7 protein-coding genes are annotated in these 15,464 nt (G+C 39.1%); all 7 read left to right on the top strand.

Annotated features, from left to right (window positions below):
* Positions 1-57: 57 nt before the first annotated feature.
* The 7 genes from FLACHUCJ7_RS00925 (at position 58) to FLACHUCJ7_RS00955 (ending at position 15,360) form a co-directional block, all read left to right on the top strand.
* Entirely contained in the window at positions 58-2,811 is a 2,754-nt protein-coding gene (locus FLACHUCJ7_RS00925; RefSeq protein WP_180907559.1) for a glycoside hydrolase family 78 protein, read from the top strand.
* Between the two features lie 56 nt (positions 2,812-2,867).
* Entirely contained in the window at positions 2,868-3,689 is an 822-nt protein-coding gene (locus FLACHUCJ7_RS00930) for a BRO family protein (protein WP_180907560.1), read from the top strand.
* A 224-nt stretch (positions 3,690-3,913) separates the two neighbouring features.
* Positions 3,914-5,062, top strand: coding sequence for a sialidase family protein (locus FLACHUCJ7_RS00935; RefSeq protein ID WP_180907561.1), 1,149 nt, complete (start codon positions 3,914-3,916; stop codon positions 5,060-5,062).
* A 53-nt stretch (positions 5,063-5,115) separates the two neighbouring features.
* Complete coding sequence (locus FLACHUCJ7_RS00940; RefSeq protein ID WP_180907562.1) at positions 5,116-6,009, top strand: sugar phosphate isomerase/epimerase family protein; 894 nt, start codon at positions 5,116-5,118, stop codon at positions 6,007-6,009.
* Between the two features lie 66 nt (positions 6,010-6,075).
* Positions 6,076-8,889, top strand: a complete 2,814-nt coding sequence (locus FLACHUCJ7_RS00945) for an alpha-d-galacturonidase (RefSeq protein WP_180907563.1) — start codon at positions 6,076-6,078, stop codon at positions 8,887-8,889.
* Between the two features lie 360 nt (positions 8,890-9,249).
* Positions 9,250-12,747, top strand: a complete 3,498-nt coding sequence (locus FLACHUCJ7_RS00950; protein ID WP_180907564.1) for a malectin domain-containing carbohydrate-binding protein — start codon at positions 9,250-9,252, stop codon at positions 12,745-12,747.
* A 189-nt stretch (positions 12,748-12,936) separates the two neighbouring features.
* On the top strand, positions 12,937-15,360 hold the full coding sequence (locus FLACHUCJ7_RS00955; protein WP_180907565.1) for a sugar-binding domain-containing protein: 2,424 nt from the start codon (positions 12,937-12,939) through the stop codon (positions 15,358-15,360).
* Positions 15,361-15,464: the final 104 nt, after the last annotated feature.

Below are 15,464 nucleotides of genomic sequence, written 5' to 3' on the forward strand. Positions count from 1 at the left end.
AATAGTTTTAATTAGATTGATTTCTAAATCAATTCTAAAACACATAAAAACAAAACAATGAAAAAGTTTTTTTTACATCTTACATTCATCATTATAACGTTGATTTCACTTTCGGCGAAAGCCCAAAACAAAATCAGCGTAACCAATCTGCAATGCGAAATGCTGAACAATCCGGAAGGAATCGATGTCGTTCAGCCCCGTTTGAGCTGGCAGATAAAGTCGGAGGTGAATGATGTGAAACAAACGGCGTATCAAATTATGGTCGCTTCAACTTTAGAAAATCTGAACTCGAACAAAGCCGATTTGTGGGATAGCGGAAAAGTAACAAGCAACGAATCGGTTAATATTATCTACAACGGAAAAAAGTTGGGAGACCGACAAAATGCATTTTGGAAAGTAACTGTTTTTACGAATAAAGGCGAAATCAAATCGGCTGTAACTGCCCATTTCAGCATCGGGATTTTAACGTATGCGGATTGGAAATCTACACGCTGGATTGGCTATGAAAAATTATCGAAAGATGATAGCGTTTCCCAATATTCGAGATTGTCTGCTCGTTATTTGCGAAAAGAAATCAACTTGAAAAAACAAGTCAAAAGCGCCAAGGTTTATATTATGGGGATGGGATTGTATGAGTTGTACATCAATGGAAATAAAATTGGCGATCAGGTTTTGGCTCCCGTTCCGACGGATTACACCAAAAACGTAAAATACAATGTTTTTGATGTGACTTCGCAATTGAAAGAAGGCAAAAATATGCTCGGAACGATTTTAGGAAACGGACGTTTTTTTGCGATGCGTCAGGATTACAAACCGTATAAAATCAAGTCATTTGGTTTTCCGAAAATGGCTTTGCAGTTGTTTGTCGAATATACCGATGGAACCAAAGACATCATCCGGACAGACGATACCTGGAAATTAACGACCGACGGACCAATTTTGTCCAACAACGAATACGACGGTGAAGAATATGATGCCCGCAAGGAAATGAAAGGCTGGGCTACCACCAATTTTGATGATGCAACCTGGGTAAATGCCAGATATGTTCAGGAACCGGGTGGTTTTTACGAAGCACAGATGACGCCGGGTATGAAAATAATGGGCGAGGTAAAACCAATTTCGATCAAAGCGACTGCCAAAGGAACTTATATTTTGGATATGGGTCAGAATATGGTGGGCTGGTTGCAACTGAAAGTAAAAGGAAAAAGCGGTGACCAAATCACAATGAAATTTGCCGAATCTTTGCAGGCTGATGGATTGCTATACATTGCCAATTTGCGTGATGCCAAAACTACTGATGTTTATACGTTGAAAGGCGAAGGAGAAGAAACTTGGGAACCCCGTTTTATATTTCACGGATTTAGATTTGTGGAAATTTCAGGTTTTCCAACCAAACCAACTTTGGATAATTTCATCGGAAAAGTGGTTTATGATGATATTAAAACGACGGGAACTTTTGAATCTTCGGATGCAACGATGAACCAAATTTTCAAAAATGCCTGGTGGGGAATCAGCGGAAATTATAAAGGAATGCCAATCGACTGTCCACAGCGAAACGAGCGTCAGCCTTGGTTGGGAGACCGCACTACAGGTGCTTATGGCGAAAGTTTTTTATTCGATAACCAAACTTTGTATGCCAAATGGTTGGACGATATTAAATATTCTCAAACCCAAGATGGAGGATTGCCAGATGTAGCGCCGGCATTTTGGCGTTATTACGGTGATAATGTGACCTGGCCGGGAACGTATATCACGGTGGGTGATATGCTGTACCAACAATTTGGCGATGCAGAAGTGATTAAAAAACAATATCCGTCTATGAAAAAATGGATGGTGTATATGGAAGAAAATTATCTTCAAAATGATTTAATGGACAAGGACAAATATGGTGATTGGTGTGTTCCACCGGAATCATTAGAGTTGATTCGTTCCAAAGATCCTGCCCGTTTGACAGATGGACAATTGCTGTCGAGTGCGTTTTATTATCAGCTTTTGGGCATAATGAAAAAGTTTGCCAAAATCGCCAATGCCGATGCCGATATTGCTCATTATGATGATTTGACAACAAGAATCAAAAAAGCATTCAATGCCAAATTTTTGAATACCGAAAAAAACTATTATGCCAATAATACGGTAACGGCAAATGTATTGCCTTTGGCTTTCGGGATGGTTCCTGAAAATCTAATAGACAAAGTTTTTCAGAATATGATTCACGAAGTTGAGGTAACTAAAAATGGTCATATCAGCACAGGCGTAATCGGAACGCAATTTTTGATGCGAACTTTGACAAATTTTGGAAGAGGAGATTTGGCATATAAACTGGCTTCCAACAAAACCTATCCAAGTTGGGGATATATGGTCGAAAACGGTGCCACTACCATTTGGGAATTATGGAACGGAAATACTGCAGATCCCACAATGAATTCACAAAATCACGTAATGCTTTTGGGCGATTTACTGATTTGGTATTACGAAAATATGGCAGGAATCAAGAGCAATCCTGAAACTCCGGGTTTCAAACAAATCATTATGAAACCGGATTTCAATGCGGGACTGACTTTTGTAAATGCCTCTTACGAATCCAGTTACGGATTGATTAAAAGCGACTGGAAGAAAACCAAAAATACTTTAGAATGGAAAATTACCATTCCCGCCAATTCATCGGCTGTGGTTTATTTGCCAACAGCGAATGCTTCATCGGTAATGGTAAACAGGCAAAAACTGGCTCAATTTTCATCTTCTTATAAAACAGAAAATAATAACATAGTTCTCACTTTAGAATCGGGGTCTTATGTTTTGAATGTGAAGTAAAATAAATTAAGAAGGTTTTTCGTATTATTGCGTGAATTAGTTAAAAAAAGTAATTTATGGATGCTGTCAAAATTTTTGAAGATAAAAAAGTACGAAGCCATTATGATGTTGATAATGAAATATGGTATTTTTCAGTAGTAGATATTGTTGAAGCTTTAACAGATTCTAAAAACCCTACAGACTATTTAAAAAAAATTAGAAAAAGAGATGTTGAACTCGGAAGCTACATAGGGACAAATTGTCCCCAGGTAACGATGCTTACTAATGGTAAAAATCGTAAAATATTGGCAGGAAATGTTGAAGATATTTTTAGAATAGTGCAATCTATTCCATCGCCCAAAGCAGAACCTTTTAAGCAATGGCTGGCAAAAGTAGGGTATGAACGTATTCAGGAAATTCAGGATCCGGCACAAAGTATAGACCGAGCCAGAGAAAACTGGAAACAACACGGAAGAAGCGAAAAGTGGATTCAGCAACGTATGATGGGACAGGAAACCCGCAATAAACTTACCGATTATTGGAAAGAAGCAGGTATTGAAGAGAAAAAAGAATTTGCTATTCTAACCAATATCATCCATCAGGAATGGACAGGACTTTCAGTTAAGAAACACAAAGAAGCAAAGGGTTTAAAATCACAAAACCTGCGTGACCATATGAGCGAAGCTGAATTGATTTTTACAGCATTAGCCGAACTTTCTACCAGACAAATAGCTGAAAACGAAGAAGCAATAGGGTTACAGGAAAATGCTGAAGCCAGTAAAAAAGGCGGTGCAGTTGCTAAAAATGCAAGAATAGAATTAGAACAAAAGACGGGCAAAAATGTCGTAACCGGTGAGAATTTTTTACCTCCCAACAAAAAAGATTTACCAAATAAATAAAATGTTGTTAGCAACAATTATTTTTCTTCTTGTAATTGAAAAAACGCATAGAATTTTCAATAACAATCTCATGATATTTTTTAAAACACATTCCCATTAATTCGGGATAGTACAGGATGCGTATTTGATTTTTTAGTGTCATTTTTACACTTAATAAATTTTCACATTCGGATATTTTCATAATGCATTAAAAATAAAAACTATAAAATTTAAAAATATAAATAATGAAACTCAAACACATAACCATCGCTTTTTTTGGACTGCTACTTTTGGGAAGCTGTAAATCTGCTTTGGAAAAAAAGACCTGGAAAGAAGGAATTTTGGTAGATGAATTCATTTACGACAAAGCGCCTTATCCTTCCTGCCACTCTGTAACGATTGTGGAAGCAACAAATGGAGATTTGGTTTCGGCCTGGTTTGGAGGATCACACGAAAGACATCCCGATGTTTGTATTTATTCGGCTATAAAACCAAAAGGAAGCGACAAATGGGGTGAACCCATTAAGGTTGCAGATGGTGTGATGAAAGATGGAACTAGATTTCCGACCTGGAATCCTGTTTTATACCAAATTCCGGGTGGCGATTTGATGCTGTTTTATAAAATAGGACCAAAACCATCTGAGTGGTGGGGCGTTTACAGAACTTCTTCTGACGGAGGAAAAACCTGGTCTGATAAAATTGATATGCCGAGTAAAGATTTTCTGGGACCCATCAAAAACAAACCGGTTTTATTGAGTAACGGAACATTATTGCTTCCTTCAAGTACCGAAGGAAATGGCTGGCATTTGCGTATGGAATCCACTCCGGACTTCGGAAAAACCTGGGTGATGGGCGATACAATTTCAAGAGAAAAACAAAAAATCAACGCTATTCAGCCAAGTATTTTGTTTCATAAAAACGGAAGCATTCAGGCAATTGGAAGAACGAAAAACAGGGCTATTTTCAGCACTTTTTCTAAAGACAACGGAAAAACCTGGTCGGATATTCAGTTGATAGATTTGCCAAATAACAACTCCGGAACCGATGCCGTAACGCTTAAAAACGGAAAACACTTATTAGTTTACAACCACGTTTTGCCTCCGGGAAAAGAAGCTAAAGGACCTAGAACACCTTTAAATCTTTCTATTTCTGATGACGGAATCAACTGGAAAGCGACGTTAGTTTTAGAAGATTCAAAAATCAGCCAATATTCGTATCCATCCATCATTCAAAGTTCAGACGGAATGGTACATATCGTTTATACATGGAGAAGAGAGAAACTGAAATACGTAAAAATTGATCCAAGTAAATTGAAAGCAATTCCAATCAAAAATGGAATCTGGCCAGGACAAGAAGGAGTTGAAGTGAAAGCTGTTAAAGCAGAAGAGGAGTAAAAATTAATTACGAATTACGAATTGAAAATTACGATTTGTAGCAAAAATAGAATATGAAAAATAGTAGTTTCATTAAAACTATCGCTGTAGTTCTGACAATTGTTTTGGCAGGAACATTCAACAGCGAAGTTTCAGCTCAATCATCAAAAAAGCAAAAATATAAAGTGGCCGTTTGCGACTGGATGATTTTAAAAAGACAAAAACTCGGTGCCTTTGGTTTGGCAAGCGAAATAAAAGCAGACGGAATCGAACTCGATATGGGTGGTTTGGGAAAAAGACCCACATTCGACAGCAAATTAGGCGATCCGATTGAAAGACAAAAGTTTCTGGATAAATCCAAAGAAACAGGAGTCGGAATCAGTTCGATTGCAATGTCCGGATTTTACGCACAATCCTTTGCCAAAAGAGATTCGATTACCTTGATGATTAACGATTGTGTGGCTACAATGAAAAATATGAAAGTAAAAGTCGCTTATTTGCCTTTGGGTACAGAAAGCGATCTGACTAAAAATCCGGAACTACGCCCGATAATTATCGAAAGACTGAAATGGGCAGGCAAACAAGTCGGAAAAATTGGAGGAGTAATCGCCATCGAAACTTCACTAAACGCTACCGAAGAGAAAAAACTGTTGGAAGAAATTGGCTGTAAACACATCAAAAGCTCTTTCAATTTTGCGAATGCCGTGGATAACGGAAGAGACATCGCAACAGAATTAAAGATTTTAGGTAAAAAGCATCTGGCACAAATTCACGCTTCGACAACAGATAGCGTTTGGCTGGAAAACGATAAAAATGTCGATATGCCTAAAATCAAAAAAGTACTGGACGAAATGAAATGGAGTGGCTGGTTAATCGTAGAACGTTCCCGTGATGTAACGCAGGTTCATAATTTAAAAGCGAATTACGGAGCCAACGTTGCTTATTTGAAGAAAATTTTTCAGAATTAATATCGGAATCAAACAGACCCGACAGGTTTCAAAAACCTGTCAGGTTTAAGAATAAATCACAATACAATGAAATATCTAAGCTTACTTTTTTTAGGATTAATTACTGCTTTTGCATCAGCGCAAAATATCACCATCGTTCGTGATGCAAATGCACCAAGAGCAGAATTTGGAGCCCAAAAACTATCAGAAACCGCAACAGCGAAAGGATTCAAAATAACTTTCGCAGACAAAACTCCTAAAAAGTCAAAAGATAAAGTAATCGTAATTGGCGAAAAAGGAACCGATTTTTGGAAACAAAATTCTAAAACTGCTAAAATCGATGACAGCCAATTAACCAAAAAAGAAGGCTTTCAAATCCGCACGCAAAAAAACATCATTTTCATTGAAGGAACAGATGCAACCGGAGCTTTGTACGGCGCTTTGGAATTGGCAGACCGAATCAAAACTTCAGGTGAAATTCCATCCGAAATCAATATCGAGGACAGTCCCGAAATGGTCTTGCGAGGATCTTGTATCGGAGTGCAAAAACCGGTTTATCTTCCCGGAAGAGACGTTTACGAATATCCATACACTCCCGAATCTTTCCCTTGGTTTTACGACAAAAAACTGTGGACAAAATACCTGGATATGATGGTCGACAACCGACTGAATTCCCTGTATTTATGGAACGGACATCCGTTTGCTTCGTTGGTAAAACTAAAAGACTATCCGTTCGCACTGGAAGTAAGCGAAGAAGATTTCAAAAAGAACGAAGAAATTTATAACTACCTAACTGTAGAAGCCAACAAAAGGGGAATCTGGGTGATTCAGATGTTCTATAATATCATTGTTTCCAAACCTTTTGCAGAGCATTACAACATTAAAACACAAGATCGTTCACGCCCAATCACGCCTGAAATCGCTGATTACACTAAAAAATCAATCACCGCTTTTATCGAAAAATATCCAAATGTAGGATTGTTGGTTTGTTTGGGTGAAGCCATTAATACGGTTGAAGATGACGTAGAATGGTTTACCAAAACGATTATTCCGGGCGTTCAGGACGGACTGAAAGCTTTAGGAAAAACAGATGAACCGCCAATTATCCTTCGTGCGCACGATACGGATGCACCGTTGGTAATGGAGAAATCGCTTCCGTTGTATAAAAATTTATACACGATGCACAAGTACAATGGCGAGTCCCTGACCACTTACACGCCAGGCGGACCTTGGGGAGAAATTCATAAAAAGTTAAGTTCGCTAAATTCGGTTCACATTTCAAACGTACATATTTTGGCGAATCTGGAGCCTTTCCGTTACGGATCTCCTGATTTTATCCAGAAAACTGTTCAGGCAATGCACACCATACACGGAGCCAATGCGCTTCATTTGTACCCGCAGGCTTCCTATTGGGATTGGCCTTACACGGCTGATAAAACAAAAACTGGTGAACGATTGCTCGAAATGGATCGCGACTGGATTTGGTACAAAGCCTGGGCAAGGTATGCCTGGAATAGTAAAAGAGACAGAAACGAAGAAATTAAATATTGGAGTGAAGATTTAGCTGCTAAATACGGAACTGATGTAGAAGCAGCAAATAACATCCAAAAAGCCTACGATGAGTCGGGAGAAATTGCTCCAAAAACATTAAGACGTTTCGGAATCACCGAAGGAAATCGTCAGACTTTATTATTGGGAATGTTCGAAAGTCAATTGGTAAATCCAGCCAAATGGCGCGTATATCCGGGCTTCCACGAATCTTGCGGACCTGTTGGCGAATTGCTTTTGGAATACGCCAAAAAAGAGTGGAACAAAGAACCTCACGTTGGGGAATTGCCAACGCAAATCATCGCCGAAATCACGCAACACGGAAAATTAGCCGTTGAAGCCATCGATAAAGCCGAGTCAAAAGTAACGAAAGACAAGGAAGAATTCCTGCGCCTTAAAAACGATATGCACGCTTACAAAGCCTTCGCCGATTTCTTTTCGGAGAAAGTGAAAGCCGCGATTTTGGTGTTGCGCTACAGCTATTCCAATGAGATTTCCGATTTGGATAAAGCCCTTCCGCATCTTGAAGAGAGCATCAAACACTACGAATTATTGGTAAATCTAACCAAAGACCATTATTTGTATGCCAACAGTATGCAGACCGCACAACGCCGAATCCCGATTGGCGGAGACGACGGAAACAACAAAACCTGGGCAGAATTATTGCCACATTACGAACGCGAATTAGCGAATTTCAAACGAAATTTAGAACTTCTAAAATCGTCAAAAGATGGTAAAATTGTAACTAAAGAAGCCAAGCCTTGGAAAACTGCTGAGGTAACTTTGTTGAGTGAAACCGCCAACAATAAATCTTTTTCCGATAAAAATGAAAAGGCGGTTCCTGATAACCAAATTTTAAATAAATCTTCGGAAGAAAGCAAAGGAACTTACGCTGTCAAAAACGGAACAAAAGTGTATGGAACAACAATTTCAGAACTGACAAAAGTGGCTTCTGAATTGCAAAACTTAAAAGGAATCACCTTCGATGAAACCGCTCAAAACGAAAACGGAACACACCTGAAATTCAAAAATACCAAAGCCGTAAAATTAGTGGTAGGTTATTTCAATTCCGATCAAAAACGATTTTTATTCCCGCCAAGTCTAGAGACAGATGCAGCCGGAAATGCCCACGGTCAGGCCGAAGTAATACTGGCAAGCGCGATGAATTTGAAGGAATTGCCACGAATCAACATTCACACCTACACCTTCCAACCGGGCGAAAACAAACTCGATTTGGGCAAAGGAAGAGTCCTGATTTTGGGCTTCATCGATGCTAATCAAACCATTACGACCCGTGATGTCGGCTACATCGACGAAGGCGAAAAAGGTGCGGTAGACTGGTTGTTTTATTAAGATAATTGGGGCGTGACCCTCCGTAAAAACTACGGGTCGGGCTGTACGTTCCCGCTTTTTTTTGAGGCGAAGAAAAATCGCCTCAAAAAAAGAGCTCCACTGCCATCCCTCACGCGAACAAACGAGTCATTGCGAGGAACGAAGCAATCACATCACGAGAGGATTTCAGGTTACGATAATATAAAACACAATCTTGTCATCCCGAGGAACGAGGGATCTCCGCAAGATGCTCTACAAAGATTGGCAACATTTCTTTGCGGAGTTACTAATGGAGATTTCTCCTTCGTCGAAATGACAAAATAATGAGCATAAAAGACCAGAACTTAAATAACCTTATATAACTTATATGGTTTAAAACATATGAAGAAAATAGTTTTTTTTATTTTTTATTTTTTTGTAGGTGCTTGCTTTGTATGGAGTCAAAGTAGCAAGGAACCGGCGAAGTTTCGTAAAGAAGTTTCGCTGAACTCCTCTTGGGAAACCATAGTTCTGGACAAGCTTCCGGAGCAGGAAGAAACCTTCGTACAAAATCCAAAAGTAGATGCGCAATGGCAAAAAGTAAACGTACCCCACAACTGGGATCAGTATTACGGATTCCGAAGAACCAAACACGGTAATTTACACGGAACTGCCTGGTATCACAAAACATTACAACTTGACAAAAAAGATATTTCAAAAAGACTTTTCCTCTTTTTCGAAGGTGTAAGTTCGTACGCCACCGTTTGGGTAAATGGTAAAAAAGTCGGCGAACACAAAGGCGGAAGAACCACTTTTACAGTCGATATTACAAAAGCCATTTCTTTCGAAAATACAAATAATATCATCGTCAAAGCCTCGCATCCATCTTTCATTGCCGATTTGCCTTGGGTTTGTGGCGGATGTTCCGGAGAGTGGGGATTCTCAGAAGGCTCACAGCCAATGGGTATTTTCAGACCCGTAACTTTGGTCGTTACCGACGAAGTTCGCATAGAACCTTTTGGTGTTCATATTTGGAATGATAAAGCAACTTCCAAAGAAAAAGCAATCCTGAACATTACTACCGAAATCAAAAACTACGGAACTTCAAACAGAAGCCTAACCATCGAAAACACCCTTTTTGATAAAAGCGGAAAGAAAGTAGTTAGCGTAAAAAGTGATATCAAAAACACTTCAGTAGAAACAAAACAAATAGCACAAACACTTCCGGAAATTGCAAATCCAAAATTATGGTCGCCAGCCCAACCATATTTATATGAATTAGTCACTACAATTTCGGAAAACGGAAAGAAAATTGACGAATTAAAAACACCTTACGGAATCCGTTGGGTAAGCTGGCCAGTTAGTAGAGATGGAAAAGACAATCGTTTTTACATCAACGACGAACCATTGTTCATCAACGGAACCTGCGAATACGAACACTTAATAGGAAACAGCCATTCGTTTTCTGATGAGCAAATTCATTCGAGAATCGAACAAATAAAAGCGGGAGGTTTCAATGCTTTTCGAGAAGCACATCAGCCTCATAATTTAAAATATCAGGAAGAACTAGACGAAAACGGAATCCTGTTTTGGAGTCAGTTTTCGGCACATATTTGGTACGATACACCCGAATTCAAGGCCAATTTCAAAATCTTATTACGCGAATGGATCAAAGAACGCCGAAACAATGCTTCAGTAATAATGTGGGGATTACAAAATGAAAGCACGATTCCAAAAGAATTTGCTAAAGAATGTACCCAAATCATTCGCGAAATGGATCCAATGTCGGCTTCGCAACGCATCGTAACCACCTGCAACGGTGGCGAAGGAACGGATTGGAATGTCGTGCAAAACTGGTCTGGAACTTATGGTGGCGATCCGTTTAATTATGATGTCGAAATGAGCACGCAATTGCTAAACGGCGAATACGGCGCCTGGCGTTCACACGATCTCCATACCGAAGGCGAATTCGACCAAAAAGGAGTTTTAAGCGAAAACCGTTTTTCCCAACTAATGGAAATCAAAGTCCGTGAAGCCGAATCGGTAAAAGATAAAATAGCTGGGCAATTCAACTGGCTTTTTGCTTCGCACGAAAATCCGGGACGCGTGCAAAACGGAGAAGGATTTAGAGATATTGACAAGGTTGAACCCGTAAATTACAAAGGACTTTTCAGCATTTGGGGCGAACCTCTGGACGCGTATTATATGTACCGCGCCAATTATGTTTCGAACAAAACCAATCCAATGGTGTATATCGTTTCGCACACGTGGACAAATCGTTGGGATGCACCGGGAATCAAAAACGGAATCGATGTTTATTCCAATTGTGATGAGGTTGAACTGTTCAATGATGTTAATAAAACATCACTTGGAAAACTAAAAAATCCGGGATTAGGACAGCATTTTCAATGGAATAATGTCAATGTTCAATACAATGTTTTGTATGCTGTGGGTTATGTAAACGGAAAAGCGGTTGCGAAAGATTATATCGTTTTGAACAATTTGCCAAAAGCGCCAAATTTCAAGGTATTAGAAACCAAAAAAGAAACACTTTTACAGCCTCAGAAAAACTACAATTATATTTACAGGGTCAATAGTGGCGGTAGTGAAATCACGGATTCTCTCGGCAATTTATGGCAGGCTGATGTTCATAAAAGCGGAGAAAATACCTGGGGTTCTTTGTCTTGGACAGATAATTTCAAACAATTGCCTGATTTTTATGCCAGTCAAAGAAGCACTTTCGACCCAATTTCGGGAACAAAAGACTGGAAATTATTTCAAAGTTTCAGATACGGAATCGACAAATTGCGTTACGATTTCCCAGCTCCTGACGGAGAATATCTGGTAGAATTGTATTTCACAGAACCCTGGTACGGAACCGGTGGAGGACTGGATTGCAAAGGCTGGCGTTTGTTTGACGTAGCGATAAATGACAATGTGGTGTTGAAAGATTTGGATATCTGGAGTGAAGTCGGACACGATTCGGCGCTTAAGAAAGCCTTCGTTGTAAAAAGTGTAAATGGAAAAATCGTTATCTCTTTCCCTAATGTAAAAGCAAGTCAGGCTATTATTTCAGCAATTGCCATTGCAACCAAAGATAAAAATGCAAAAGGAGCTTCGCCTTCGCCACGAAATATTCAGAACGTTGCAAGTAATTCACAAACTAAAATTGGTTCCTGGCTGGATATCAATTCTACACAATATTCAGATTCTGATGTGGTTTTTATAAAATTACCTTCTGAATTATTTGCTGCCGATTATTTGCAATTGTCATCTAATTCTAAAGTTTCTGGTTCATTCACAACCAAAGAAGATTCAGAAATCTATTTGTTTACCCAATCAAAAGATTCTATTTCTGGTTACAAAAAGTTGTCTGAAACAGCTAAAAATTCAGATAAAGTGGAATTTTCGGTTTTCCATAAAAAAGTAAAAAAAGGAGAGAAAGTTGGTTTTGAAAATACTACAATCGCAGTTGTTCCAACGTACGATATGGGCGAGAAAGACGATTCAAGACCGGTTGTACTTTTAGAAGCCGAGACCGCCAAAACAAACGGAACCGGAATCGAAAAAGGGAATTTCAAAAAAGCGGATTATATTGAATTCAAGGAAAAAACAAACAACAGCATTCAGTTTGAAGTCAAACCGGGCGTTGCGGGAATTTACCTGATGCGTTTCCGATTTATGAACCGAAACGAAACTCCGTTAAAAGTCAAATTCAAAATGGAAGACGCCTACGGAATCCTGATGCGAAATGATACGATTGAGTTTCCTTCAGCAACAGAAAAATGGAAGATATTGAATACAACTTCCGGCGGTTATATTAATGCCGGGACCTATAAAATCACAATAGAATCAGAGGATATGAAAGGTTTGCTTTTGGATTCTTTTGAGTTTCAGTAAATAATTTAAACCATATAAGTTATATAAGGTCATTTTAAGTTTGATTTTGCGTTGTTTTGTCATTCCGACGAAGGAGGAATCTTCGTTGCAAGATCGACAAAGATCGACTTTGATTGTGGAGTTACTTGCGGAGATTCCTCCTTCGTCGGAATGACAAACTGGTCGTAATTGGATTATAATAATAAGTTTATGAATAAAAATATTCTACAAAAAATAACAATTGTATTGGCATTGTCGCTTTTAGTTGCCTGTGCATCAAAAAGTAAAAACGCCAGAATCGTTGAAGATTTCAATCAAAACTGGAATTTCAAATTAGGCGATCATCCAACGGCAATTCAACCTGATTTCAATACTTCCGATTGGAGAAATTTGCAATTGCCACACGACTGGAGTATTGAAGGTACTTTCGATAAAGACAGTAAAACCAAACAGGCACAGGCATTTTTGCCGGCAGGAAAAGGCTGGTACCGCAAAACATTTATACTTCCGGAAGATTGGAAGAACAAAAACGTTTCCATAGAATTTGACGGTGTTTTCAAAAACAGTGAAGTCTTCATCAACGGACATTCGTTAGGAATGCGCCCGAACGGATACATTTCATTTACTTATGAATTGTCGCAATATCTGCATTTCGGAAAGGAAAACGTAATCGCCGTAAAAGTCGATAACGATGCACAGCCCAATTCAAGATGGTACACCGGTTCCGGAATTTACAGAAACGTGCGATTGGTGGCGAGCGAAAAACTGCACGTTGCGAAATGGGGAACGTATGTAACGACTCCGGAAGTTTCGGCAGAAAAAGCATCGGTTCGCTTGGAAGTAATGATTGAAAATAAAACCAATTCCGAAAAAGAATTTCAATTGGTAACTTCTATTTTGGATGCGAATAATAAAGAAGTCGCGAATGCTAAAACAACAGAGAAAATCGATGCGAATTCTAATGCAAAAAAAATCCACAATCTAAACGTAAACCAGCCAAAATTGTGGGATACCGAAAATCCGAATCTGTACAAAATTGTCACTACGATTTACGAAAATTCAAAAGCAGTTGATAATTACGAAACACCTTTAGGATTTAGATTCTTCAATTTCGATGCTGAAAAAGGATTTTCATTAAATGGAAAACCAACCAAAATATTAGGCGTTTGCCTGCATCACGACAATGGAGCTTTGGGAGCTGTGGAGAACATTCACGCAGTCAAAAGAAAACTGAAAATCATGAAAGAAATGGGGGCCAATGCCATCCGAATGTCGCATAATCCGCATTCTTTAGAGATGATGCAGTTATGTGATGAAATGGGATTTATTGTTCAGGATGAATTTACTGATGTCTGGAAAAAGAAAAAAGTAACCAACGATTACCATAAAGACTGGGATGCGTGGCACAAACAGGACTTGGAAGATTTCATCAAAAGAGATCGAAATCATCCATCAGTAATTATGTGGAGTATCGGAAACGAAATCCGCGAACAATTTGACAGCACCGGAATTGCGATTACCAGAGAACTGGCTCAAATCGTAAAATCGCTCGACACCACCCGTCCCGTTACGAGCGCTTTGACCGAGAATGTTATCGAGAAAAATTTCATTTACCAGTCGGGAGCTTTGGATTTGTTGGGATTCAATTACAAACACGAAGATTACAAAGACTTTCCGGTTCGTTTCAAAGGGCAAAAAATACTCGCATCCGAAAGTGTTTCGGCACTCGAAACCCGTGGACATTACGATTTTCCTTCGGATGGCATTAAGGCCTGGCCTCCAAAACACGGCGCCCCTTTTGACGGAAATGCAGACTGGACCGTTTCGGCTTTCGATCAGGTACAATCCTATTGGGGAACAACGCATGAAATGAATTGGAAAACCATCAAAAAACAGGATTTTATGGCGGGAACTTTCATATGGACAGGCTTCGATTATCTGGGCGAACCCGATCCGTATCCGTATCCGGCACGAAGTTCGTATTTCGGAATCGTAGATTTGGCGGGCTTTCCCAAGGATGTCTATTATATGTACCAAAGCGAATGGACGACCAAACCTGTTTTGCATCTTTTCCCACACTGGAACTGGCAAAAAGATCAGGAAGTCGATGTTTGGGCGTATTACAACAATGCCGATGAAGTAGAATTGTTCTTAAACGGAAAATCTCTCGGAAAAAAATCAAAGCAAAATGATGATTTACATATTTCATGGCGCGTAAAATTCGAACCCGGAACGATAAAGGCCATTTCCAGAAAAGACGGAAAAGTAGTTTTGGAAAAAGAAATTCATACTGCCGGAGCAGCTTCCAAAATTGATTTGAAAGTAAATAAATCAACTATCAAAAATGATACTTACGATTTGGTTTACGTCACCGTTTCGATCACAGATAAAGACGGAAATCTGGTTCCGAATGCCGATCATAAAATCGATTTTGAAGTAACCGGAGGCGGTAAACTCGTTGGACTCGACAATGGTTATCAGGCCAATCTGGATTCTTTTAAAGCTTCATCCTACAAAGTGTTTAATGGAAAATGCATCGCCATCATCCAATCCAACGGGAAGAAAGAAAACATTCAGTTAAAAACTTCCACCGTAAACGGAATGTCAGCTACAATACTTGTAAAAGTAGAATAAGAACTTCAAAAAATAATTGTATTCAAAACTCCATTAGCGATAATGGAGTTTTTTTATGCCCGTCATTTTGGCTAATCCAAACTCCAAAATGGCTAATTCTAAGG

Source organism: Flavobacterium salmonis (assembly GCF_903819435.1).
Taxonomy (GTDB): domain Bacteria; phylum Bacteroidota; class Bacteroidia; order Flavobacteriales; family Flavobacteriaceae; genus Flavobacterium; species Flavobacterium chungangense.

Excerpts from the sequence above, each read along its gene's own strand:
- FLACHUCJ7_RS00955 (WP_180907565.1), top strand. The coding sequence starts at position 12,937 with ATGAATAAAAATATTCTACAAAAAATAACAATTGTATTGGCATTGTCG.
- FLACHUCJ7_RS00945 (WP_180907563.1), top strand. The coding sequence starts at position 6,076 with ATGAAATATCTAAGCTTACTTTTTTTAGGATTAATTACTGCTTTTGCA.
- FLACHUCJ7_RS00925 (WP_180907559.1), top strand. The coding sequence starts at position 58 with ATGAAAAAGTTTTTTTTACATCTTACATTCATCATTATAACGTTGATT.
- FLACHUCJ7_RS00930 (WP_180907560.1), top strand. The coding sequence starts at position 2,868 with ATGGATGCTGTCAAAATTTTTGAAGATAAAAAAGTACGAAGCCATTAT.
- FLACHUCJ7_RS00950 (WP_180907564.1), top strand. The coding sequence starts at position 9,250 with ATGAAGAAAATAGTTTTTTTTATTTTTTATTTTTTTGTAGGTGCTTGC.
- FLACHUCJ7_RS00940 (WP_180907562.1), top strand. The coding sequence starts at position 5,116 with ATGAAAAATAGTAGTTTCATTAAAACTATCGCTGTAGTTCTGACAATT.
- FLACHUCJ7_RS00935 (WP_180907561.1), top strand. The coding sequence starts at position 3,914 with ATGAAACTCAAACACATAACCATCGCTTTTTTTGGACTGCTACTTTTG.